Genomic DNA, 23,061 nt, shown 5'->3' with positions numbered 1-23,061 from the left:
TGAAGTGGCGAACCGATCGAGCGACAAAGGCAAGTACTCCCTGCCTGCTCGGTTGCGCCGAATGATGTCGGGCGTGTCGGTGCTTGGGATCGCAATGATAACCATAAAATTACATATTGCTGTCATCGCATGTCAATTTGCTTTCTGTTCCGTCGGATGCCGAGACGGGCGACGCGACATTCCGCCTTCGCATCACACGTGCGCCGCCCGCCGCGTCCGCGTGCGCTTCACCTCGTACATCTCCTGGTCCGCATGCTCGATCAGCGCGTTCATGTCGGTGCCGTCGTCGGGCAGCATCGCGATGCCGACGCTGACGCCGAGCCGCAGCGGATGCCCGTCGAATTCGAACGGCTCGCCGACCTGCCGCGCGAGCCGTGCGCGTTGCGCGTCGACGTCGTCGCGGCCGCCGACGTTCGGCAGGATCACCGCGAACTCGTCGCCGCCCACCCGCGCAACCGTATCCGAGCGCCGCACGGCGCCGAGCATGCGCGTGGCGATCTCGCGCAGCGCGGCGTCGCCCGCGCGGTGGCCAAGGCCGTCGTTGATCGGCTTGAGCCCGTCCATGTCGATGTTGAGGATGCCGAGCCGGCCGTTCGCGCGCAGCGCCGTGTGCATCGACTGGCGCAGGCGGTCGTAGAACAGCGCGCGGTTCGGCAGGCCGGTGAGCGCGTCGTGCGTCGCGCGCAGGTACAGCTCGTTGGCCTCGTTGCGCGCCGCGTGGAACATCGCGGCGGCGATCAGGTCGGCCATCAGCCGCAGCGTGCCGGCGTCTTCGGCCGAAAAACCGTCGACGTCCGGCGACATCACCTTCAGCACGCCGACCGTCGTGTCCGCATGGGTGAGCGGCATGACCAGCATCGAGCGCAGCCCCACCCGGCGGCACGCGTCACGATCGACGCGCGGGTCGGTTTCCGAATCCGTGCAGCGCAGCAATTCACCGCGCGTCACACACAGGCCGGACAGGCTGCCCGTGCGGCGCAGCCGCAGCCCCAGCATCCCGGCGGCGGAGCCCGACGCGGCGCGGTACACCATGTCGTCGCCTTCGGCGAATTCGACCGCCGCGCCGCCCGCGCCCGTGAGTTGCGGCACCTGCTCGGTCACGTAAGCCATCACGCTGCCGAGATCGAGGCCGAGTTTCGCGATCTCGGTCTGCGCGGCAATGATGCGCAGCAGCGTGTCGGGGGACGGGGTGGCGGTGTCGACAATTTGATCCAAGTCAGTTTTCCATAAAGAAAGCGCGGCGCTCTGTGCGAGCTTGCGGTAGCATACGCGCCGCCCGTGCGGCAGCGCATTCCGGGCGGCCCGCAAGGGGTCGCAACCGGCATCCGGCCGGTAGTCGGGTCTTCGACCACCGGTCCGGCAGCGCCGGCAGTATGCCGGTCGGTCCGGCAGGCAGCAACGGCGTAACTCTTGCCATTCAATCGCGGCGCGCAGCATTTCCGACCGAATTGAGTTGTTTTTCGCGTCGTCAGCGCGAATCACGGTGAGTTTCGCCCTTATTTTGAGATAGTGTGACGAATGTGCGAGCGCCGGTGCCAGGCGCGCGCCGCCGTCTGACGAATCGGCAGCAAAAGCGTTCGTCGCGTCGTTCCGATAATTGCATTCAGGCAGACTTTGAGGGGAAGCAGTGGGGATGTGCACTCGCGGGCATAGCTGCTGTGCGCGCGTCGGTCGCGACGCGCTTGATAACAACCGGATGATCACGACGATGCGGAGCCGCGCATGAAGCCGGCCGTTTCGCTGTTCGTCCTGTCGGTGGCCACGTTCGGCGCGCTCCATGCGGCCGCGCTGTCGGCCGCACCGATGCCGGCGGTGCCTGCCGCCGCTTCGGCGTCCGCCGGCAGTCCGGCCGTGCCGCCGCCCGCCAGCGGCGCGGCCATGCCGAGCGCCGCCAGCGCGGCGTCCGCCGGCCTGCCGACGACGACCGTGCACCTGCCGTTCGCGTCGCTCGGCGCATTCGATCCGGTGCGCCTGCGCGGCGCCGACGACGCGCGCACGATCAACGCGGGCGTGCGGCTCGACCGCGTGGTCACCGGCGCGCGGCTGCGTCTGACCTATGCGTATTCGCCGTCGCTCGTGTTCCCGATGTCGCACCTGAAGGTGTCGATGAACGGCGAGGTGATCGCGACCGTCCCGTTCGACGCGACGCGCGCGGGCCGCACGGTCACGCAGGACATCCCGATCGATCCGCGCTACTTCTCCGATTTCAACCAGATCGGCCTGCGCCTGATCGCGCATTACACGCTCGATCACTGCGAGGACCCGTCGAACTCGGCGCTGTGGGCCGACGTGAGCCCGACGAGCGAGCTGATCCTCGACGAATCGCCGCTGCGCCTGCCGAACGACCTCGCGCTGCTGCCCGCGCCGTTCTTCGACCGGCGCGACAACGGGCTGCTGCTGCTGCCGTTCGTGCTGCCGGCGTCGCCCGATTCGGCGACGCTGCGCAGCGCCGGCGTGCTCGCGTCGTGGTTCGGCGCGCAGGCCGACTACCGGCAGGCACGCTTCCCGGTCGCGGCGACGCTGCCGGCCGACGACCAGGCGGTGGTGGTCGGCACGGCCGCGACCCTGCCTGTCGGCCTCGCGCTGCCGTCGGTCACCGGCCCGCTGCTCGCGGTGGCCGACAACCCGGCCGCGCCGGGCCGCAAGCTGCTGGTCGTGACGGGCCGCACGGCGGCCGAAGTCGACGACGCGGTCGCGGCGCTCGTGCTCGGCCGTGCGGCGCTGTCGGGCCCGGCGGCAACCGTCGCGCACGTCGATCTCGGCGCGCCCCGCAAACCGTACGACGCGCCGCGCTGGCTGCCGGTGAACCGGCCGATCGCGTTCCGCGAGCTCGTGTCGGACCCGCGCGAACTCGAAGTGCGCGGCACGTCGCCCGACGCGATCCGCCTGAACCTGCGCGTGCCGGCCGATCTCCATTCGTGGAACGGCTCGGGCGTGCCGATCACGCTGCGTTACCGCTATACGGCGCCGACCGTGCAGGACGACTCGACGCTCGCCGTCGAGATCAACGAACAGCTCGTGAAGTCGTACCGGCTCGGGCCGGCCCATGCGGAAGACGCGCGCGGGCGCATGCAGCTGCCGCTGCTGGCGGTGCCGGAAGGGCGCGTGACGAGCGATGTCGACATCCCGGCGTTTCGCGTCGGCAGCGGCAATCAGCTGCAGTTCCGCTTCACGCTCGATTCGCAGAAGACGGGGCTCTGCTCGAGCACCGCGACCGAGCCGCAGCGCGCGGCGATCGATCCCGATTCGACGATCGACTTCTCGCACTTCGTCCACTACGCGCAATTGCCGAACCTCGCGTTCTTCGCGAACAGCGGCTTCCCGTTCACGCGCTTCGCCGACCTGTCGCAGACGGCCGTCGTGGTCCCCGACCGGCCGTCGCCGCAGGAGCTCGAAGCCTACCTGACGATGCTCGGCCACATGGGCCAGTGGACCGGCTTCCCGGCGCTGCGCGTGGAGGTTGCGCGGCCCGGCGACGTCGCCGCGCTGGCGGGCCGCAAGGACCTGCTCGTGATCGACGGCTCGCCCGCGTCGGCGCTGCTGTCGCGCTGGCGCGCGGCGCTCCCGCTGACGATCGACCAGCAGGGCGGCACGGGCGCGACGCGCGTTGCCTTCTCGGTGAAGGAACGCTGGCGCAACGGCATCGGCATGGCCGACGGCGGCGCGCATATCGAGCAGACGGGCTCGCTCGCCGCGCTCGCCGGCTTCGAGCTGCCGGGCAGCCACGGCCGCAGCGTCGTCGCGCTGACGGCGACCGACCAGACGCGCCTGGCCGATCTGCTCGACGTATTCGAGAAGCCGGGCCTCGTGTCGCAACTGCAGGGCGACCTCGCGCTGGTGCGGCCGGGTCAGGTCGACAGCCTGCGCGTCGGCGAGCCGTACGTGGTCGGCTTCGTGCCGTGGTATGCGCGCGTCTGGACGCATGCGGCGCGGCACCCGGTCGTGCTCGGCGTGGTCGGCGTCGCCGCGGGGCTGCTGCTCGCGCTCGGCGTGTTCAGCGTGCTGCAGAGAATCGCCGCGCGTCGACGGGGGATGTAACGGATGGCGTGGGCATTCGCAAGGCGACGGGCAACGCGGCCGGCGCGTCGCGTCGGCACGACGCTCGTGCTGGCCGTCGCGGCGGCGTGTGCGGCGACCGGCGCCGCCGGGCGCGCGCAGGCGGCGCAAAGCGGCGCGGCCGATGTGCAATGCGGCGCGGCGTGGCCGCGCTGGGACGCGTTCAAGCGCGATTTCGTGTCGGCCGACGGCCGGGTGATCGACGTCGGCTCGGCCGATTCGCGCACGGTATCGGAGGGGCAGGCGTATGGACTGTTCTTCGCGCTGGTTGCGAACGACCGGCGCACGTTCGACACGATCCTCGCATGGACCGAGAACAACCTCGCGCAGGGCGACCTGAGCGCCCGTCTGCCGGCGTGGCTGTGGGGCCGCGCGCCGGACGGCGCCTGGCGCGTGCTCGACGCGAACGCGGCGTCGGACGCCGACCTGTGGATCGCATACACGCTCGTCGAAGCCGGCCGGCTGTGGCGCGAGCGCAGCTACACGGCGCGCGGCGCGCTGCTCGCGAAGCGTGTGCTGGACGACGAGACGGCCAGCGTGCCGGGCCTCGGCCTCACGCTGCTGCCCGGGCCGACCGGCTTCAAGCTGGCCAACGGTCAATGGCGCGTGAACCCGAGCTATTCGCCGCCGCAGGTGATCCGCGGGCTCGCCGCGCGCCTGCCCGACGATCGGCGCTGGGCCGCGCTCGCGGCCAGCACCGGCCGCGTGCTGCTCGACACCGCGCCGAAGGGCTTTTCGCCGGACTGGGCGCTGTATCGCGCGGGCGCCGGCTTCGGGCCCGATCCGCAAACCCGCGCGGAAAGCGCGTACAACGCGATCCGCGTGTACCTGTGGGCCGGCATGCTCGATCGCGCCGATCCGCTCGCCGCGCCGCTGCTCGCGCGGTTTGCGCCTTTTGTCGACTACATTGCCGCGCATGGCGCGCCGCCGGAGAAGGTCGACACGACGACCGGCGTCGCGGGGCCGAACGACGGCAACGGCGGCTTCTCCGCGGCGGCCGTGCCGTTCCTCGACGCGCGCGGCCAGCAAGCGCTCGCCGACGCGCAGGTCGCGCGTGTCGATACGCTCGCGCGCCAGTCGGCGCCCGGCTACTACACGAGCGTGCTGACGCTGTTCGGCCTCGGCTGGCGCGACGGCCGCTACCGGTTCGGCGCGGACGGGTCGCTCGACGCGCGCTGGGAGGGTCGTCCATGCGCGGCCCGATGAAGCGCTCCGCACCGCGCGTCGCGGGGTTCGCATGGCTCGCGTCGTCGGTCTGCGCGGCGGCGCCGGCCGCGGCGGCTGGCGCCGTCGCCGTCGCCACGCCGCCGAAAACCGTCGCGCCGAAGGCCGCGCCGGCGCCGGCCACGGCCGATCGGTCCGACGCGCAGCGCCAGCTCTCGACCGCCCGCATGTGGGGCGCGAAGCATCGCGACGACCTCGCGCGCGACGCGCTGCGCAAGGGGCTCCTGATCGCGCCGGACGATCCCGAACTGCTCGCCGAGCAGATGCGCGTGCTGTTGCGGCTCGGCGACGCGCAAGGCGCGCAGGCCGTGCTGGCGCGCCTGCAGGCGCGTGCGCCCGCGGCACCCGGCACGCGGCGTGCGGCCGACGAATACCGCGTCGCGACGAGCGGGCGCGGCGAGATGGCGCAGATCCGCCTGCTCGCGCGCAGCGGCCGCGCCGACGAAGCGGCCCGGCGGATCGTCGCGCTGTTTCCGAACGGCGCGCCGTCCGGCGCGCTCGGCGCCGAGTACTACCAGATCGTCTCGAATGCGCCGGGCGGACGCGAACCGGCGATCGCCGCGCTGCGCCGCGCGGTCGCGGCCGACCCGCAGGACGTGAGCGCGGCGCTGGCGCTCGCGCGGCTGCTGAACCAGCGCGACGACACGCGCGCGGAAGCGAACCGGATCGCGTGGTCGCTCGCGAAGCGGGCCGACACCGACCATACGGACGCGATGGCCCTGTGGCGCCGCGTGCTGCAGTCCGCCGGCGCCGATCCCGCGTATCTCGACGCGTTGCATGCGTATTTGGCGCTCGTGCCGGACGACACCGAATTCCGCGATCGCGTCGCCACCCTCGACCGGCAGCGCGACGCGCAACGCCGGCTCGAACGCGATCCCGACTACATCGCGCAGCAGCGCGGCCTGCAGGCGCTCGCGCGCGGCGACCTGGCCGGCGCCGATCCGCTGCTCGCGCGCGCCGCGCAGGCGCGCGCCGACGACGCCGATGCGCTCGGCGGCCTCGGCCTGCTGCGCTTGCGCGAAGGCCGGCATGACGAAGCGCGTGCGCTGTTCATGCGCGCCGCGGCGCTGTCGACCGACCAGCGCGGCAAGTGGCAGGGCCTTGCGCGTACCGCGCAGTTCTGGGGGCTGCTCGCGCAGGGCCGCGCGGCGGCTTCGGCCGGGCGGCCGCAGGATGCCGAGCGCGCGGCGCGCGCCGCGCTCGCGATGCAGCCCGCTAGCCCGGACGCGAAGCTGCAGCTTGTCGATGCACTGCTCGCGCAGCGCGACTGGGCGCGCGCGGAGCCGTTGCTGCGCGAACTGCTGGCCGCACGTTCGCCGACGCTGTCGGCGGTGCGCGGCACCGCGATGCTGTATGAGAACACTGGCCGCGCGGATCGCATTGGCCCGCTGCTCGACGCGCTGCAGGGTCGCGTGACGGGCCGCGACGATCGCCGCGCGCTCGACGGGCTGCGCGCCGACCTGCTTGCGAGCCAGGCGCGCGCGCTCGCCGACAAGGGCGAACGCGGGCCGGCCGCGCAACGCTACGAAGCCGCGGTGCGTGCGGCACCCGATGCGCCGTGGACGCGTTTCGCGCTCGCGCGGCTGTATCGCGACATGGGGCTGCGGCAGCTCGGTCGCACGGTAATGGACGAAGGGCTCGCGCAAAGCGACACGCCCGAGATGCGCTATGCGACCGCGCTGTATCGCAACTCGCTCGACGACATCGCCGGCGCGCAGGCCGCGCTCGCGGGCGTCGACGACGCGCACCGCTCGGACGGCATGCGTGCGCTCGCGCGCAAGCTCGACGCGGAAAGTGCGCTGGCCGACGCGCGCGGCGCGCTCGGCCGCGGCGATCGCGCCGCGTTCACCGCGTCGCTCGCGCATGCGCAGGCGAGCGCGCCGGACGATCCCGACATGCTCGCGGCGATCGGCGCGCAGTGGATCGACGCGGGCGAACCCGAGCGCGGCCTCGCGCCGTTGCGCGACTGGATCGCCGCGCATCCTCACGAGGCCGACACCGACGTCCGCCTGCGCTACGGCGACCTGCTCGGCAGCGCCGGGCGCGACGACGCGCTCGCCGCGTGGCTCGACGCACTGCGCCGCGAGCCGGCGCTGACGGCGGCACAGACCGCGCGCATCGAGGATCAGTCGCTGCGGCTCGTGCTGCGGCAGACGGACGACGCGATCGCACGGCAGGACTATGCGCGTGCCCGCACGCTGCTCGGTCGGGCGAGCGACGCCGGCCGCGCGGACAAGCGCTACGCACTGGAGCTGGCCGACCTCGAACGTGCGCAGGGGCACTACGACGCGGCGCGCGACGCGCTCGCGCCGGTCGTCGCGAGCACGCCGGACGATGCCGATACGCAGCTCGCGCTCGCGCGGATCGACGAGGACAGCGGTCATCGCGCGGCGGCGCTCGCGCGCGTGCAGGCCGTGCTCGCACGCACGCCGGACGACGACGTCGATACGCGGCTGTCGGTCGTGCGCCGCCTGAACGCGCTGCGCCGCCCGGACGAAGCCGCGCAGGTGACCGGCCCGCTGCAGGCCGCGTATCCGGCGCGCGCCGACGTGACGGTGGCAGCCGGGCGCGTGGCCGAGGCACAGGGCCGCTACGACGATGCCGCGTCGCTGTACCGGCTGTCGCTGTCGCAGGAACGCACGAGCGGCGTGAGCCCCGGCCGCGACGGCCGCACGCCCGCGCAGGCCGCGTTCGCGGATCTCGAGCAGCGGCGTGACCCGGAGATCGAGACCGGCTGGCTGCCCGCGTACAAGTCGGGCGACGAAGGGGTGTCCTCGTACCGCGCGCAACAGGTGCCGATCTACCTGCAGGTGCCGGTGCGCTACGACGGGCATGCGTTCCTGCAGCTCGACACCGTGCATCTGGACGCAGGCACGCTCGATACGAGCGACCCGAACGCGTATTCGCTGAAGACCTTCGGGACCTACGCCGCGCTCAACACGCCGATCGGGCTGCCTGCGCCGTTCGCACCGAATCCGTCGGCCGCCGAGTTGATCGCGCATCCGCGCGGCGACCTGCACCAGCCGATGACGGGCGTCGCGCTCGGCGCCGGCTATCGCACGGACGCGTGGCGCGTCGATCTCGGCACGTCGCCGCTCGGTTTCCCGGTGCATTACCTGGTCGGCGGCGTGCGCTACCGCTTCGACGCGGGCCCGGCGAGCTTCACCGTGAACGCGTCGCGCCGGCCGGAAACGAGCAGCGTGCTGTCGTATGCGGGGATGCGCGACCCGTGGACCGGTGCGGTATGGGGCGGCGTGCGCCGCGACGGCGTGAACCTGCGTGCGGCGGTCGACGTCGGCCGCGTGAACCTGTTCGCGGAACTCGGCGCGGGCGTGCTATCCGGCCGCAACGTCGAGCGCAACGCGGAAGTCACGCTGCGCTCGGGCTTCACGGTGCCGGTGTACGAACGCGCGACGATGAAGGTGAGCACGGGGCTCGTCGGCAATGCGTGGCATTACGCGCAGAACCTGCGCTACTACACGTACGGGCAGGGCGGTTACTACAGCCCGCAGCGCTACCTGTCGCTCGGCGTGCCGATCGAGTGGGCGGGTCGGCGCGACGCGCTGTCGTGGGACCTGACCGTCACGGCCGGGATCTCGAACAGCTATGAAAAGGATTCGCTGTTCTACCCGACCTTCGCGGGCCAGCGCGCCGCGCAGGAGGCGGCCGGGCTGGTCTACACGGGCAGTTCGACGCGCGGCGTGTCGTTTTCTTACGGCGTGAACGGCATCGTCGAGTATCGCGTGAATCCGCACCTGAGCGTCGGCGCGCAACTGCATGTCGACCGGTCGCACGACTATGCGCCGAGTTCGGCGCTCGTGTACCTGCGCTATGCGTTCGACGCACGCGCGGAGCGCAGCTGGCGCGTCACGCCGACGCCGGTGCGGCTTTATTCGGATTACTAGGGTCTGCTTGCATATGGAACGCGTGAATACCGAAATCGACGCAACCCGTCCCGCGCTCGGCGCCGCCGGCCTGCTGGACCGCCTGCGCGCGCTGCTGCGCACGGGTCCGGCCGGCGGCCGCGCCGCCCCGCTGAGCCGGCTCGCGATCGACGGGCTGCCCGATGCGTGGACGCAACTGGAAGCAGGCGGCCTGTACGCCGTCTATGCCGCCACCGGCACGCCGGCGTGCGACGCGCTGGTGTGGGAAAGCGCGCGGCAGTCGCGCACGCGCGACGTGACGGTCGTGCTGTCACGCGACGCGGCGCGCGTGGCCGCGCAGATGCAGGCGCACGGTTTCGCGGGCGCCGCGCAGCCGGCCGGCTGGCCGCGCAACCTGAACGTGCTGGCGATGCCGCCCGCACCCGCGTCTGCGTCCGCGGCGGCCGACGGCGACGCCGCGATCGAACCGGGCGCGCCGCGCCAAGCGGCGCCCGCTCCGTTCGCACGGCTCGCGGGCGGCTTGCGCGCGATGAAGCGCTACGGCTTTCGCACGCGCTCGCTGTATTTCATCGAAGGCGCGCAACGCTGGTTCAGCTGGGACGATCCGGTCGCGCTCGCGGAAGAGGCGCACGCGCTCGCCGACTGGTGCCGCACGCACCGGATCGCGCTGGTGCTGCTGGTCGATCCCGAGATCGCGCGCACCGGCGCCGCTCCGGACACCGACGATCCGCCGCTCGTGCGCGACGCGAATCGCGCGCCGCGCAGCGGCTTTCACGGCGTGTGCTCGGGCGTCGCGCAGTTGCAGCGCACGCACGGCGAGCTGCTGTGGGTCGTCGATTTCTGGCGCGCGGGCGACACGCTCGCGGCCGGCGAAGTGCGGCCGCTGCGCTTCGCGCCGGGCGGCCGGCTCGCGGCGATCGTCGACGGCGGCGCCGTCCAGCCGTCGCGCGGGATGAAGCTCGCGACCGACGAGGATCGCGTCGTCGTCAGCCGTGCGGTGCTCGACGACGCGGGCCGCGTGCCCGCCGGCTGGGAAATCGTCGACGACAACGCCGCGGTCGTCGCTGCCTGTGCGCACGCGCAGGCCGCGACCGCGGTGCTCGCGTTCCGCTCGCATCCGCAGCTCGAGGCGTTGTGCGCGGCCGTGCACGCGCTGCGCCGGCAATGCGGCGGCGCGCTGAAGATCGCCGTCGTCGAACGCGGCGAGGTGCTGCGCCAGCAGTTCGAGATGCTCGTGCTGAGCGTCGGCGCGAACCGCGTCGTCGCACGCGACCTGCCGCTGTCGCGGATGCAGGCCGCGGTGAACGCGCTGCACGGGCAGCTCTATGCGCGGCCCGTCGCGCCGGACTATCGCGCGGCGCTCGCGGCCGCGCTCGGCGATTCGGTGCTCGGCTACCTGCCGGTCGGTGCGTTCTGCCTGCGGATTCGCGCGGTGCTCGATCGCGGCGCCGTGCTCGCGCTGCCGCATACGCTCGCGAAGATCGCGCTGCTGCCCGGCGTGTCGCACGTCGACGCGCTGCGGCACTGCCGGCCGCGCCGCGCCGGCGACGTCGTGACGGCCGATGCCGGGCACCTGTACGTGTTCCTGTTCGCGTGCGAACCGGTCGATGCCGAGGACGCGCTCGCGCGGATCTTCGACGTGCCGGTCGATACGCTGTCCGATCGCGTCGTATGTCTCGGGGCAGGCAGCGTCGACACCGAGCTCGATGCGCTGAAGACCGAGAACCGGCGCGCGCCGATCGCCGACTACAGCGACCTGTTCGCGGCGGCGAAGCAACCGGGCGCGACGCGCGTGCCGGCCGAACGCGCGGACGAGGGCGCGGGCGCGGCGAATGCCGAACCGGGCGGCGCGCCCGATTCGAACCTCGACAACTCGCCGCGGCCCGTGCGCGACGAAGACCCCGTGCCGGCCGCCGCTGCGCCGGCCCCGTCTGCCGACATTCCCGCTGCGCGCGCGCGCGGCGCCATCCGCAGCGCGATGCCGCTGCGCAAGCCGGAGGGCGCATGATCGCCGAACTCGTCATCGGATTCATCGTCGGCATCGCGATTGCGGTGCCGGTGTGGATCGTCGCGCAGCACCTCGGCATCGGCCGCGGTTTTCATGCGCCGCGAGGGCTGAACCGGCGCGACGCGGTGCCGTGCGAACTCGTGCCGATCGCGCTGCGCGGACGCCTGCTGCCCGACGCCGACCGCGCCGACGAGGCCGCGCGATGAAGACGATCGCCATCACGTCGACGACCGGCGGCGCGGGCCGCACGACGCTCGCCGGCGCGCTCGCGGTGCTGCTCGCGCGCCGCGGCCGGCCGGTCGTCGCAGTCGAGTTCGACGCGCAGAACCTGATGGGCGCGACGCTCGGGCTCGACACGCTGGCCGAACACGGGCTCGCGCACAGCCTGCTCGCGGATCCTGCTGACGCCGCGCCGTGGCACGCGCATACGTGGCGTAATGCCGACGGCGTGCTGTTCGTGCCGTACGGACAGGTCGACGCGGCAGACGCCGCTGCCTGCGATGCGCGGCTCGCGGCCGAGCCGGACTGGCTCTCGCGCGCGCTCGACGAGATCGCGCTGCCGGCCGAGGGCGTCGTGCTGGTCGACACGGCCCGCTATCCGTCGCCGCAGGCCGAGCAGGCGATTCGCCGCGCCGACCTCACGCTCGTCGTCGTGTCGCCCGAACCGGCCGCGTGCGCGACCGTCGCCGCCCGCCTGGACGCGCTGCGTGCCGGCGGCGGCGACCTGCAGATCGTCGTGAACCGGCTGAACCCCGCGCGCGACATGCAGCGCGATGCGCTCGCGATGCTGCGCGCCGTCGCGGGGCCGATGTCGATGCTCGAGCAGCGCATTCACGTCGACGCGGCCGTGCCCGAAACGCTCGCGCGCGGCAGCTGGATCTTCGACGATGCGCCGTATTCGCAGGCGTCGCACGACCTGAACGGCGTCGCGAACTGGGTCGATGCGTGGCTCACGGCGGCCGCGGCCGGCCGTGCGGGAGCGTCGCGATGAAAGCCGCGTTCGCGTCGCGCTGGCGCGCCACGGTCCGACGCGCGACCGACTGGTGCGCGCGCGGAATCGGGCTGCCGGCCGAGCGCACGCTGCTCGACTGGCTCGTGCGGCTGTTCTTCCATGCGCCGCCGCCCGGCCGGCCCGACCCCATGCGCCGCCGGGCGCGCATGGCGTTCCTTTGGCTCGCGCGCGAGTGGGGCGTGCTGCAGCCGCTGAGCCCGCGTGAATGGCTGTGGCGCGCGATCGTGCGCGCGCCGCGCGCGGCCGGCGAGCAGCCCGCGCGCGATCCGCTCGCGTGGTTCGACACGTTCGTCGTGCCGGTCTACGTCGCGGTGCGCGCGCTCGGCGCATGCATCAGCGCACAGCTCGAGCGTTTGCCGTGGGCGCGCTGGGGCGGCTGGCTCGACGCGCGCGCACACGGCGTCGGCCGGCGCCGCTGGCTCGCGCCGCTGCTGCTGATCGCGGGCGCGCTGATGTGGGCCGCGGCCGGGATGTCGCCGCTGATGCCCGGCGCGCAGTTCGCGTTCTTCGCGATCGTCGCGGTGCTGGCGCTCGCGCTGCGCCGCCTGCCGGGCCATCTGCCGACCCTCGCGCTCGCGTCGCTCGCGCTGCTCGCCACGCTCCGCTACGTGTGGTGGCGCACGACCCAGACGCTCGATTTCCGCAGCCCGATCGAGGCGGTCGCCGGCTACCTGTTGTACGGCGCCGAAGCCTATACCTGGATGATCCTGCTGCTCGGCTTCGTGCAGACCGCGTGGCCGCTTGACCGGCCGATCGTGCCGCTGCCCGACGACCCGGACAGCTGGCCGAGCGTCGACATCTACATCCCGACCTACAACGAGCCGCTGTCGGTCGTGAAGCCGACCGTGTTCGCCGCGCAGAGCATCGACTGGCCGACCGGGAAGCTGCACGTGTACCTGCTCGACGACGGCAAGCGCCCCGAGTTCGCGGCGTTCGCGCGGGAGGCCGGCATCGGCTACCTGACGCGCGACGACAACCTTCACGCGAAGGCCGGCAACATCAACCGCGCGCTGCCGAAGACGCACGGCGAATACATCGCGATCTTCGACTGCGATCACGTGCCGACGCGCTCGTTCCTGCAGACCACGATGGGCGTGTTCCTGCGCGACCCGAAATGCGCGCTGGTGCAGACGCCGCATCATTTCTTCTCGCCCGATCCGTTCGAGCGCAACCTCGGCACGTTCCGCGAGATCCCGAACGAGGGCAACCTGTTCTACGGGCTCGTGCAGTCGGGCAACGACCTGTGGAACGCGACGTTCTTCTGCGGGTCGTGCGCGGTGCTCAAGCGCACCGCGCTGGAGGAGGTGGGCGGCGTCGCGGTCGAGACCGTGACCGAGGACGCGCACACCGCGCTCAAGCTGCATCGCCGCGGCTACACGTCGGCGTACCTGCCGACCGTGCAGGCGGCCGGCCTCGCGACCGAGAGCCTCGCGGGTCACGTGAAGCAGCGCACGCGCTGGGCGCGCGGGATGGCGCAGATCTTCCGCATCGACAACCCGTTCCTCGGGCGCGGGCTCGGCTTCATCCAGCGGATCTGCTACGGCAACGCGATGCTGCATTTCTTCTACGGGATCCCGCGGCTCGTGTTCCTGACGATTCCGCTCGCGTACCTGTTCTTCCACCTGTACTTCATCAACGCGTCGTCGATCGCGCTCGCGAGCTACGTGATCCCGTACCTGGTGCTCGCGAACGTCGCGAACTCGCGGATGCAGGGGCGCTATCGCCATTCGTTCTGGGCCGAGGTCTACGAATCGGTGCTCGCGTGGTACATCGCGCTGCCGACCACCGTCGCGTTCTTCAGCCCGAAGCACGGCAAGTTCAACGTGACCGACAAGGGCGGCAAGATCGACGAAGGTTACGTCGACTGGTCGACGTCGAAGCCGTACCTCGTGCTGTTCGCGCTGAACGTGCTCGCGATCGCGGCCGGGCTGTGGCGGCTCGTGGCCGATCAGGGCGACGAGGCGTCGACGATCCTGATCACGCTCGGCTGGACCGTCTACAACCTCGCGATGCTCGGCGCGGCGCTGGCCGTCGCGCGCGAGACCAAGCAGGTGCGCGTCACGCACCGGATCGCGATGCGCGTGCCGGCGACGCTGCTGCTCGCCGACGGCTCGACGGCCGCGTGTTTCACGAGCGACTACTCGACCGGCGGCCTCGGCCTCGAAGCGGTGCCGGGGCTGCCGCTCGCGATCGGCGACACGCTGACGGTGTGCGTGACGCGCGGCGACCGGCCGTTCCCGTTCCCGGTACGCGTGAGCCGCGTGACGCCGACCCACGTCGGCGTGAGCTTCGAGGCGCTGACGCTCGAGCAGGAGCGCCAGCTCGTGCAGTGCACGTTCGGCCGCGCGGACGCGTGGCTCGACTGGCATGCGGGCACGCGCACGGACACGCCGCTGCGCGGGTTGAAGGAAGTGCTGCGCGTGGGCCTGGACGGTTACGTACGGATGTGGAAGGGTGTGGCGCGCGGCGTGCAGTCGATGCTGGCACCGAAGCTCGATCGGGCGCGCGACTGACGCGGCGCCCATCACGGAGTGGTTTAGATGACGTTCTGGAATCTGTATTTCATCCTGAAGTTCGCGCTGTTCGCGACCGGCCACCTGCAGCCGATGTGGCTCGCGAACCTCGCGTTCGCGCTGGCGCTCGCGGCGAGCGCGCCGATCCGGCAGCGCGGATGGCGCATCGTGCGGCTGCTCGTCGCGATCGCGATCGCGGTGCCGCTGCTCGCGCGCGAACTGCATGCGCCGCCGCTCGCGCGCCTCGCCGAAGCCGCGCGCGAGGTCAGCACGTTCCGCCTCGAATACTGGATGGAGCTGTTGCCGCGCCTGTTGCCGCCGGTGCTGGTGTTGACGGTAGTGGGCGCGCTGATCGTCTATTTCATCGTCAACCGCTGGGTGCGCGTCGCGACCTTCGTGCTCGCCGTGCTGATCGTGATGCCGCTGTGGCAGGCCGGCAGCGGGCTGATGGCGCGCGTCGTCGCGCCGCTGCCGCAGCAGGCCAGCGCGACGGGCGGGCGCTCCGACCAGCCCGAGGATCACAACGCGGCACTCGCGACGTTCCGCACGCAGGAGTCGCAGCGGCAGGTCGCGTTCGGCCATCTCCCGAGCGATCCGTCCGCGCAGTTCGACGTGATCGTGCTGCACATCTGCTCGCTGTCGTGGGACGATCTCGATGCGGCGAAGGTGCGTAATCACCCGATGCTGAGTCACTTCGACTACCTGTTCAACAACTTCAGCACGGCCGCGAGCTACAGCGGCCCGGCCGCGATCCGCGTGCTGCGCGCGAGCTGCGGGCAGGAAGCGCACGCGGACCTGTACAAGGGCGCGCCGCAGCAGTGCTACCTGTTCTCGCAGCTCGCGTCCGCCGGCTACACGGTGCAGTCGCTGCTGAACCACGACGGCCACTTCGACAACTTCCTGCAGGTCATTCACGACAACATCGGCGTGCCCGACGCGCCGATGATCCCGAACGCGGCCGCGCCGGTCGCGATGCATGCGTTCGACGGCACGGCGATCAAGGACGACTACGGCACGCTCGCGAACTGGTACGCACAGCGCGCGTCGGTGCCGGGCCCGGTCGCGCTGTACTACAACACGATCAGCCTGCACGACGGCAACCGCGTGGTGGGCAGCCCGCTCGCCAGCATCGATTCGTATCCGCAGCGCGCCAACAAGCTGATGAGCGACTTCGACCGGCTCGCCGATCTGATCGCGCAGTCGGGCCGGCGCGCGGTGATCGTGTTCGTGCCCGAGCACGGCGCCGCGCTGCGCGGCGACAAGAACCAGGTGGCCGGCCTGCGCGAGATTCCGACGCCGCGCATCGTTCACGGGCCGGTCGGCGTGCGGCTCGTCGGCTTCGCCGGCAATCACGGCCAGACGACCGTGATCGACCAGCCGACGAGCTTCCTCGCGCTCGCACAGCTGCTGTCGAACCTCGTGTCGAACAGCCCGTTCAAGCCTGGCGCGACGCTCGCACAATATGCGGCCGACCTGCCGCGCACGCGGATGGTTGGCGAGAACGAAGGCACGGTGACGATGCAGACGAGCGCGGGTTACGCGGTCAAGACTCCGGATGGCGTATGGATCGACGAACAGTAATCAATATCGGCGAAGGTGACGACGATCGCCTGTCGCAGCCGAACGACGTGCTCGGCCTCGCGCGGCACCTGCCCGCGCTGGACCCGGCCCGTTATGTCGACGAGCAGGCGCGGCGCGCATTCGTCGAATCGCTCGACCGCTGGCCGACGCTCGCGAAGCTGATGGGATTGAAGCGGTGAGCGCACGGCGGCCGGCGTGAATGCCGGCCGCCGTGTGTGGATGGACCGACCGATGCCGGCTTACTGCGCCTTGCGCGCCGGCTGGCGCGTCCACTCGTTTTCCTCGCCTGGCACCTTGCCGAAGGTCTGCTCGGCCCACGCGTTGCGGGCCGCCTCGATCTTCGCGCGCGCGCTCGACACGAAATTCCATTCGATGAACCGCTCGCCCGGCAGGTGCGCCCCGCCGAGCAGCATTACGCGCGCGCCGTTCGCGCTCGCGAGCGCCACGGTCGCGCCCGGTTCCAGCACGGCCATCGTCGCGGGGGCGAGCGGCGTGCCGTCGATCGTGAGGTCGCCGTCGACGAGATACACGCCGCGCTCGTCGTGTTCCGCGTCGAGCGCAAGCTGCCCGTTCGACGCGAATTCCGCATACGCATAGAGCGTCGGCGAGAACACGGCGACCGGCGACGTGAACCCGAACGCGGTGCCCGCGATCACGCGCACGCTCGCGCCGTCGCGCGTGAACGACGGCAGCGTGTCGGCCGCGTGATGCGCGAACGCGGGCGCCGTGTCCTCGTGCTCGACCGGCAGCGCGACCCAGGTCTGGATTCCATGCACGGGCTGCTCGAGCGGCCGATCCTCGTCGGGCGAACGCTCCGAGTGGACGATACCGCGCCCGGCCGTCATCCAGTTCACGTCGCCGGGCACGATCTTCTGCCTGAAACCGAGGCTGTCGTGATGCATCAGCGTGCCATCGAACAGGTAGGTGACGGTCGCGAGGCCGATGTGCGGATGTGGCAGCACGTCGATGCCGCTGCCGGCCGGCAGCACGGCCGGCCCCATTTCATCGAAGAAGATGAACGGGCCGACGAGGCGTGCGGCGCGCGCGGGCAGCACGCGGCGCACGACGAGGTTGCCGATGTCGCTCTCGCGCGGCGTGAGTACGGTCTTGATCGATGCGGACATGGTGAGACTCTCGTGTTCGGTGGGTCAGGCAATCGCCGTGTCGATCGCGATCGGATGCGTGAGGATCTTGTGCACCGGGCATGCGTTCGCGATCTGCAGCAGGCGCTCGCGCTGCTCGTCGGACAGGTCGCCGTCGAGCGTGATGCGGCGCACGATCGTGCTGCCCGCGCTGCCCGATTCGTGCGCGAGCTTCACGTGCACTTCGGCGAGCGGCCAGCCCTTGCGTTGCGCGTACATCTTCAACGTGATCGCGGTGCATGCGCCGAGGCTCGACAGCAGCAGCGCGACGGGCGTCGGCGCGGCGTCGCCGCCGCCGAGCGCTGCCGGCTCGTCGGCGCGCCATTGATGAACGCCGTCGGTGAAATGGACCAGGTAATCGACCGAGCCGATGCTCGCTTCGACGGACAGTTCGCTCATTGAAATTCCAGGTGGGGAAAGGGGAGGCGGGCCGGCAGCCGGCCCGGTATTACGGTTCGAGCAGACGCTGCAGCCGCAGTTCCTCGAAATCCAGCTCCGATTCTATGCGGTGCAGCACCGCGTCGTCGACCCGCCCGTCGCGGTGCAGGTCGAGCAGCGCGTCGCGCGACACGCCGACCAGCTCGAGCTCGACGCGCAGCATCCGCGCGCGCACGCCCGCCGGTTCCGCGCCGTCGCGATGCGCGCTTTCGTTGAACGCGACGCGGCTGCGATATTCGGTCAGCAGCCGGTCGAGCGATGCGCGTTCGAGGTCCGAGCCGCGCTGCTCGCGTGCGTCGAGCTCGGCGAGCGCCGCGCCGAACGTATGCGCGCGCACCGCGTGCTCGGACATCGTGCGTCGCGCGGCCGGGCGCAGCTTCAGCACGCGGATCAGCGGCGCGAGCGTGCCGCCCTGCACGACCAGCGTCGCGATGATCAGCAGGAACGTGCTGAACAGGATCAGGTCGCGGCCGGGGAAATCGCTCGGCAGCGCGATCGCGGCCGCGAGGCTCACGACGCCGCGCATGCCGGACCAGCCGAGCACGACGGCCTCGCGCCACGACCACGGCGGATGGCCCGCGCGTCGTGCGCGCAGACGGCCCGGCAACCACATCGCGACGAACACCCACACGACGCGCGCGGCGATCGCGGCGGCCGTCGCCGGCAACGCGACGCGCAGGCCGGCCATCAGCACCGCGCCTTCGTGGTTCACGCCCGCGAGGATCGCGTGCAGCGCGAGGCCGATCAGGATGAACACGAGCGCGTCGAGCACGAACACGATCGCTTCCCAGGTCGCCTTCGCCTTGATCCGCAGGTCGGCGTCGAACACGCGATGCTGGCGCACGCCGAGCACGAGGCCGCAGGTCACGACCGACAGCACGCCGGAGCCGTGCACGGCTTCCGCGATCCCGTAGCTGCCCCACGCCATCGCGAAGGTCACGACGATCCCGAGCATCGGCTCGCGCAGGCGCGGCAGCACCCAGCACATCGCATGGCCGCACGCGAGGCCGACCGCGATGCCGATCAGCGTGAGCGAGAAGAACAGGCCGGTGGCGCTCGCGGTGGTGATCGTGACGGCGAGCGCGGCCGACACGGCCATCTGATACAGCAGCAGGCCCGACGCATCGTTGACGAGGCTTTCGCCTTCGAGCACCGCGACGAGCCGCACGGGCAGCGGGTGACGCTGCAGGATCGCCTTCGCGGCGACCGCATCGGGCGGCGACACGATCGCGCCGAGCGTGAAGCACGCGGCCCACGGCAATGCCGGATTGGCCGCATGCACGGCGAGCGCGACCGCCACCGTCGTGAACACCACCGCGCCGAGCGCGAGCGATGCGATCGACGCGAGCTCTTGCCGGAATTCCTTCCACGCAGTGTAGAAGCCGCTCGACATCAGGAGCGGCGGCAGCACGGCCGCGAGCAGCAGCGCCGGGTCCATGTCGGGCACGCGCTTGCCGGCAACGGCCACGACGCAGCCGCCGAGCAGCAGCACGACGGCCGGTGGAATCGAGATTCGTTCGGCGAGCCATGTGAGCGCGCCCGCGCCGCAGATCAACAGCAGCAGGTAATGGAACAGCTCGACGTTGCTCATGCGCGGTGCGTGCGGAAAGCGGGCATCAGGACGGCGTGCGTTCGTTCGTGCTGCCGCCCGGCAGCGGGCCGAACATGTGCTGGCCGCACTTCGCGTCGCGCCATGCGGCGTTCAGCCGATGGCCGGCGAGCATGCGCCGCGCGACGGGCAGGATCTGCTCGCCGGCCAGCATGCCGAGCAGGCCGGTGAGCGCGATGATCGGCGGCGCGGGCGAGTTCACGCCGATCGCGCCGTAGATGACGCCGGCGAGGATGCCGGCGAGCAGCGAGAAGACATACGGTTTCACGGTGGAGCGTCCGGTGATGGCCGAGCGGCGCCGCAACGGCGCCGTCAAAGTTTTGAAAGCGTAGCGGGTTTGCGTGAAGAAAAAAAGAGCGAGGGGCCTCGAACGCACGTCGTTTCCGGAATCGCATCGATTCCGTTTCTTGGGTGGTCACGCCGAGCGTTTGCCGATTAAATACGTCGCGCCGGGTCACGATCTGGCGTGATGTATTTCTGGCTCCTCCCGTTCTCACGGCCGAGGCAGGCCTCCCTTTTTTTCGTTCACAGGACTCCATGCGCCATGAGCAACCCGAAACTTGAAGTTCTCACCCCCCAGAACAGCCAGCTGATCTTCATCGACCAGCAGCCGCAGATGGCGTTCGGCGTGCAGTCGATCGATCGCCAGGTGCTGAAGAACAACGTCGTGGGCCTGGCGAAGGCCGCGAAGGTATTCAACATCCCGACCACGATCACGACGGTCGAAAGCGACAGCTTCTCGGGGCATACCTATCCCGAACTGCTCGACGTGTTCCCGAACCAGAAGACGCTCGAACGCACGTCGATGAACTCGTGGGACGACCAGAAGGTGCGTGATGCACTGGCCGCGAACGGCCGCAAGAAGGTGGTCGTGTCGGGCCTGTGGACCGAAGTCTGCAACACGACGTTCGCGCTGTGCGCGATGCTCGAAGGCGACTACGAGATCTACATGGTCGCCGACGCATCGGGCGGCACGTCGCAGGCCGCGCACGACTTCGCGATGCAGCGCATGGTGCAGGCCGGCGTGGTGCCCGTTACGTGGCAGCAGGTTCTGCTCGAATGGCAACGTGACTGGGCGCGCCGCGACAGCTACGACGCGGTGATGGCAATCGCGAAGGAGCATTCGGGCGCGTACGGGATGGGCGTCGACTACGCATACACGATGGTCCACAAGGCGCCGCAACGCACCGCGACGCCGCACGAGTCGATTCCGGCCGTTCCGGCGAAGTAACGGGCAACCGGCCGCGTTCGCCGCGGCCGATGCGATCGACGCATCCGGCGGCCAGGGCGGCCAGGGCGGCCTCAGCGTTCGCAGGCCGCCGCTCGCTCAGGCCACGGGCAACGCCCATGGCGCGTGCGCGAAGTGGTCGGCGAGGAAATCGAGCAGCACCGTCACGCGCGCGGCGCGCAGCATGCCGGGCGGCGTGACGAGGTTGACGTTGACGTCGGCGATTTTCCACTCGGGCATCACTTCCTCGAGCTCGCCGCGCTGCAGCGCGTCCCACGCGAGGAACTCGGGCTGCAGCGCGAGGCCGTGACCGGCGAGGAGCGCGGGGGCGATCACGTCGGCATTGTTGGTGCGGATGCGTCCGTGCACGGACACGCCGAAATCCTCGCCCGAAGCCGCATTGCGAAAGCGCCAGTGCTCGGGCGTCGGCAGGTTCGTGTAGGTGAGGCACACGTGCCGTTCGATGTCGCGAGGATGCGTGGGACGGCCATGCCGGTCGAGATACGCGGGCGATGCGACGAGTGGACGGCGCACCGCGCACAGGCGGCGCGAGCGCAGCGACGAATCGCTCAGCTCGGCGATACGAATCGCGACGTCGAACCCGCCGGACACGATGTCGACGATGTGGTCGGTCAGCACGAGGTCGATGTCGACGCGCGGATAGCGCTCGAGAAACGCGGGCAGCAGCGGCGACAGATGGCGCAGCCCGAACGACATCGGCGCGTTCACGCGCACGAGACCGTGCGGTTCGAGCGCTTGCGCGGAAGCTTCGCTCTCGATCAGTTCCGCATCGGCGAGCAGGCGGATCGCGCGGTCGCGCAGCAGCTCGCCGGTCGGTGTGAGCGACAGTTTGCGCGACGTGCGGTACAGCAGCATCGCGCCGAGGCGCTTTTCGAGGCGCGCGATGGCCTTCGACACGGTCGGTTGCGAGATGCCGAGCAGTTCCGCGGCTTTCGCGAACGAACCGGTCTCCGCGACGCGCGCAAAGATGGCCCAGGCTTCGAGATCAGGAAGGTGTTGCATGGCCGGACAGGGTGACAGGGAAGCGAAGTGGAAGCGAAGGCAGCGAAGCATGCGGCCAACGCGATGCGGGTCATTCTAATCCGGTCGGGAGAAAAATCGTTATGGAATCTTATCTATCGTCGTTGGCGGCTGGCATGCTGATCGGCGTCGTGTACAGCGTGATCAAGGTGCGCTCGCCGGCGCCGCCGCTGATCGCACTGATCGGCCTTGCCGGCATGCTGGTCGGCGTACAGGCCATCGGGCCCGTGCGTCACTGGCTCGGCTTCTGACTGTTTCGAGGACATGTTAATGAGCGCAACCGATACCCAACCGGATCTGATCCTGCACAACGGGCGCATCACGACGCTCGATCGTGCGAACCCCGTCGCCGCCGCGGTGGCGATCAAGGACGGCCGCTTCGTCGCGGTCGGCAGCAACGCGGACGTCATGCCGCTCGCGGGCCGTGCGACGAAGGTCGTCGACCTCGACGGCCGCGCCGTGCTGCCGGGCCTGACCGACAACCATACGCACGTGATTCGCGGCGGCCTGAACTACAACATGGAGCTGCGCTGGGACGGCGTGCGCTCGCTCGCCGTCGCGATGGAGATGCTCCGGCAGCAGGTCGCGATCACGCCCGCGCCGCAATGGGTGCGCGTGGTCGGCGGCTTTACCGAACATCAGTTTGCCGAGAAGCGCCTGCCGACGATCGAGGAGCTCAACGCGGCCGCGCCCGATACGCCGGTGTTCATCCTGCACCTGTACGATCGCGCGCTGCTGAACGCGGCCGCGCTGCGCGTCGTCGGTTATACGAAGGACACGCCGGAGCCGCCGGGTGGCACGATCCTGCGCGATGCCGCGGGCAACCCGACCGGCCTGCTGCTCGCGAACCCGAACGCGACGATCCTCTACGCGACGCTCGCGAAGGGCCCGAAGCTGCCGTTCGAGTACCAGTACAACTCGACGCGCCACTTCATGCGCGAGCTGAACCGGCTCGGCGTGACGGGCGTGATCGACGCGGGCGGCGGCTCGCAGAACTACCCCGACGATTACGAAGTGATCCGCCAGCTGCACGACGCGGGCGAGATGACCATCCGCATCGCGTACAACCTGTTCACGCAGAAGCCGAACGCGGAGAAGGAAGACTTCGTGAACTGGACGAAGAGCGTCAAGTATCACGACGGCACCGACTACTTCCGCCACAACGGCGCGGGCGAGATGCTGGTGTTTTCCGCGGCCGACTTCGAGGACTTCCGCGTCGCGCGTCCGGATCTGCCCGCGCAGATGGAGGACGATCTCGAAGGCGTCGTGCGCGTGCTCGCGCAGAACCGCTGGCCGTGGCGCATGCATGCGACCTACGAAGAAAC

18 protein-coding genes are annotated in these 23,061 nt (G+C 70.8%); 12 read left to right on the top strand and 6 right to left on the bottom strand.

Annotated features, from left to right (window positions below):
* Positions 1-192: 192 nt before the first annotated feature.
* Positions 193-1,779 carry a sensor domain-containing diguanylate cyclase gene (locus tag ACVK00_RS33795; RefSeq protein WP_284898111.1) on the bottom strand — a complete coding sequence of 529 codons (1,587 nt, stop codon included), beginning with the start codon at positions 1,777-1,779 and terminating at the stop codon, positions 193-195.
* Here ACVK00_RS33795 and bcsB point away from each other — a divergent pair.
* The 9 genes from bcsB to ACVK00_RS33750 are packed head-to-tail and all read left to right on the top strand — an operon-like array spanning position 1,723 to position 16,457.
* Positions 1,723-4,038 carry a cellulose biosynthesis cyclic di-GMP-binding regulatory protein BcsB gene (gene bcsB, locus ACVK00_RS33790; protein ID WP_228907338.1) on the top strand — a complete coding sequence of 772 codons (2,316 nt, stop codon included), beginning with the start codon at positions 1,723-1,725 and terminating at the stop codon, positions 4,036-4,038. The two genes, ACVK00_RS33795 and bcsB, sit on opposite strands and share 57 nt — an antisense overlap.
* A 3-nt stretch (positions 4,039-4,041) precedes the next feature.
* Positions 4,042-5,262: a cellulose synthase complex periplasmic endoglucanase BcsZ gene (bcsZ, locus tag ACVK00_RS33785; protein WP_284898114.1), complete on the top strand. Its 1,221-nt coding sequence runs from the start codon at positions 4,042-4,044 to the stop codon at positions 5,260-5,262.
* Positions 5,247-9,185, top strand: coding sequence for a cellulose synthase subunit BcsC-related outer membrane protein (locus ACVK00_RS33780; protein WP_354122955.1), 3,939 nt, complete (start codon positions 5,247-5,249; stop codon positions 9,183-9,185). The genes bcsZ and ACVK00_RS33780 overlap by 16 nt, the downstream gene beginning before the upstream one ends.
* 22 nt (positions 9,186-9,207) lie before the next feature.
* Positions 9,208-11,172 (top strand): cellulose biosynthesis protein BcsE, encoded by a 1,965-nt coding sequence (gene bcsE / locus ACVK00_RS33775; RefSeq protein WP_354122956.1) that lies wholly within the window; start codon positions 9,208-9,210, stop codon positions 11,170-11,172.
* Complete coding sequence (locus ACVK00_RS33770) at positions 11,169-11,378, top strand: hypothetical protein (protein WP_228907342.1); 210 nt, start codon at positions 11,169-11,171, stop codon at positions 11,376-11,378. The genes bcsE and ACVK00_RS33770 overlap by 4 nt, the downstream gene beginning before the upstream one ends.
* Positions 11,375-12,163, top strand: a complete 789-nt coding sequence (gene bcsQ, locus ACVK00_RS33765) for a cellulose biosynthesis protein BcsQ (RefSeq protein ID WP_284898120.1) — start codon at positions 11,375-11,377, stop codon at positions 12,161-12,163. Before ACVK00_RS33770 ends, bcsQ begins: the two co-directional genes overlap by 4 nt.
* A complete protein-coding gene (bcsA, locus tag ACVK00_RS33760) occupies positions 12,160-14,697 on the top strand; it encodes a UDP-forming cellulose synthase catalytic subunit (RefSeq protein ID WP_284898122.1) in 2,538 nt (845 codons plus the stop codon). Before bcsQ ends, bcsA begins: the two co-directional genes overlap by 4 nt.
* Before the next feature lie 27 nt (positions 14,698-14,724).
* A complete protein-coding gene (bcsG, locus tag ACVK00_RS33755) occupies positions 14,725-16,278 on the top strand; it encodes a cellulose biosynthesis protein BcsG (RefSeq protein ID WP_284898123.1) in 1,554 nt (517 codons plus the stop codon).
* A complete protein-coding gene (locus tag ACVK00_RS33750; RefSeq protein WP_175668454.1) occupies positions 16,260-16,457 on the top strand; it encodes a hypothetical protein in 198 nt (65 codons plus the stop codon). The genes bcsG and ACVK00_RS33750 overlap by 19 nt, the downstream gene beginning before the upstream one ends.
* A 60-nt stretch (positions 16,458-16,517) precedes the next feature.
* Here the strand turns inward: ACVK00_RS33750 and ACVK00_RS33745 are convergent, their stop codons facing one another.
* From ACVK00_RS33745 to ACVK00_RS33730, 4 genes are read right to left on the bottom strand one after another with little or no spacing between them, the layout of a single operon-like run.
* A complete protein-coding gene (locus ACVK00_RS33745; RefSeq protein WP_284898125.1) occupies positions 16,518-17,402 on the bottom strand; it encodes a pirin family protein in 885 nt (294 codons plus the stop codon).
* 24 nt (positions 17,403-17,426) lie between these two features.
* Positions 17,427-17,819, bottom strand: a complete 393-nt coding sequence (locus ACVK00_RS33740; protein ID WP_006755536.1) for an OsmC family protein — start codon at positions 17,817-17,819, stop codon at positions 17,427-17,429.
* Between the two features lie 49 nt (positions 17,820-17,868).
* Positions 17,869-19,449 (bottom strand): cation:proton antiporter, encoded by a 1,581-nt coding sequence (locus tag ACVK00_RS33735; protein ID WP_284898128.1) that lies wholly within the window; start codon positions 19,447-19,449, stop codon positions 17,869-17,871.
* A 25-nt stretch (positions 19,450-19,474) separates the two neighbouring features.
* Positions 19,475-19,735, bottom strand: a complete 261-nt coding sequence (locus tag ACVK00_RS33730) for a XapX domain-containing protein (protein ID WP_006755534.1) — start codon at positions 19,733-19,735, stop codon at positions 19,475-19,477.
* A gap of 276 nt (positions 19,736-20,011) precedes the next feature.
* Here ACVK00_RS33730 and ACVK00_RS33725 point away from each other — a divergent pair, with 276 nt between their 5' ends.
* Positions 20,012-20,698: a hydrolase gene (locus ACVK00_RS33725; protein ID WP_105787325.1), complete on the top strand. Its 687-nt coding sequence runs from the start codon at positions 20,012-20,014 to the stop codon at positions 20,696-20,698.
* 96 nt (positions 20,699-20,794) lie between these two features.
* Here ACVK00_RS33725 and ACVK00_RS33720 read toward each other — a convergent pair whose 3' ends face one another.
* Complete coding sequence (locus ACVK00_RS33720) at positions 20,795-21,718, bottom strand: LysR family transcriptional regulator (protein WP_284898133.1); 924 nt, start codon at positions 21,716-21,718, stop codon at positions 20,795-20,797.
* 101 nt (positions 21,719-21,819) lie between these two features.
* Between ACVK00_RS33720 and ACVK00_RS33715 the strand changes: the two genes are divergently transcribed.
* Positions 21,820-21,987 carry a DUF1427 family protein gene (locus ACVK00_RS33715; RefSeq protein WP_284898136.1) on the top strand — a complete coding sequence of 56 codons (168 nt, stop codon included), beginning with the start codon at positions 21,820-21,822 and terminating at the stop codon, positions 21,985-21,987.
* Positions 21,988-22,006: 19 nt separating this feature from the next.
* On the top strand, positions 22,007-23,061 hold a 1,055-nt coding region (locus tag ACVK00_RS33710; protein WP_456826988.1), incomplete at its 3' end, for an amidohydrolase family protein.

It is taken from the genome of Burkholderia sp. PvR073 (assembly GCF_054055695.1).
The sequence above is the reverse complement of the archived record's forward strand: the minus strand, read 5'-3'. Positions and strand labels throughout refer to the sequence as shown.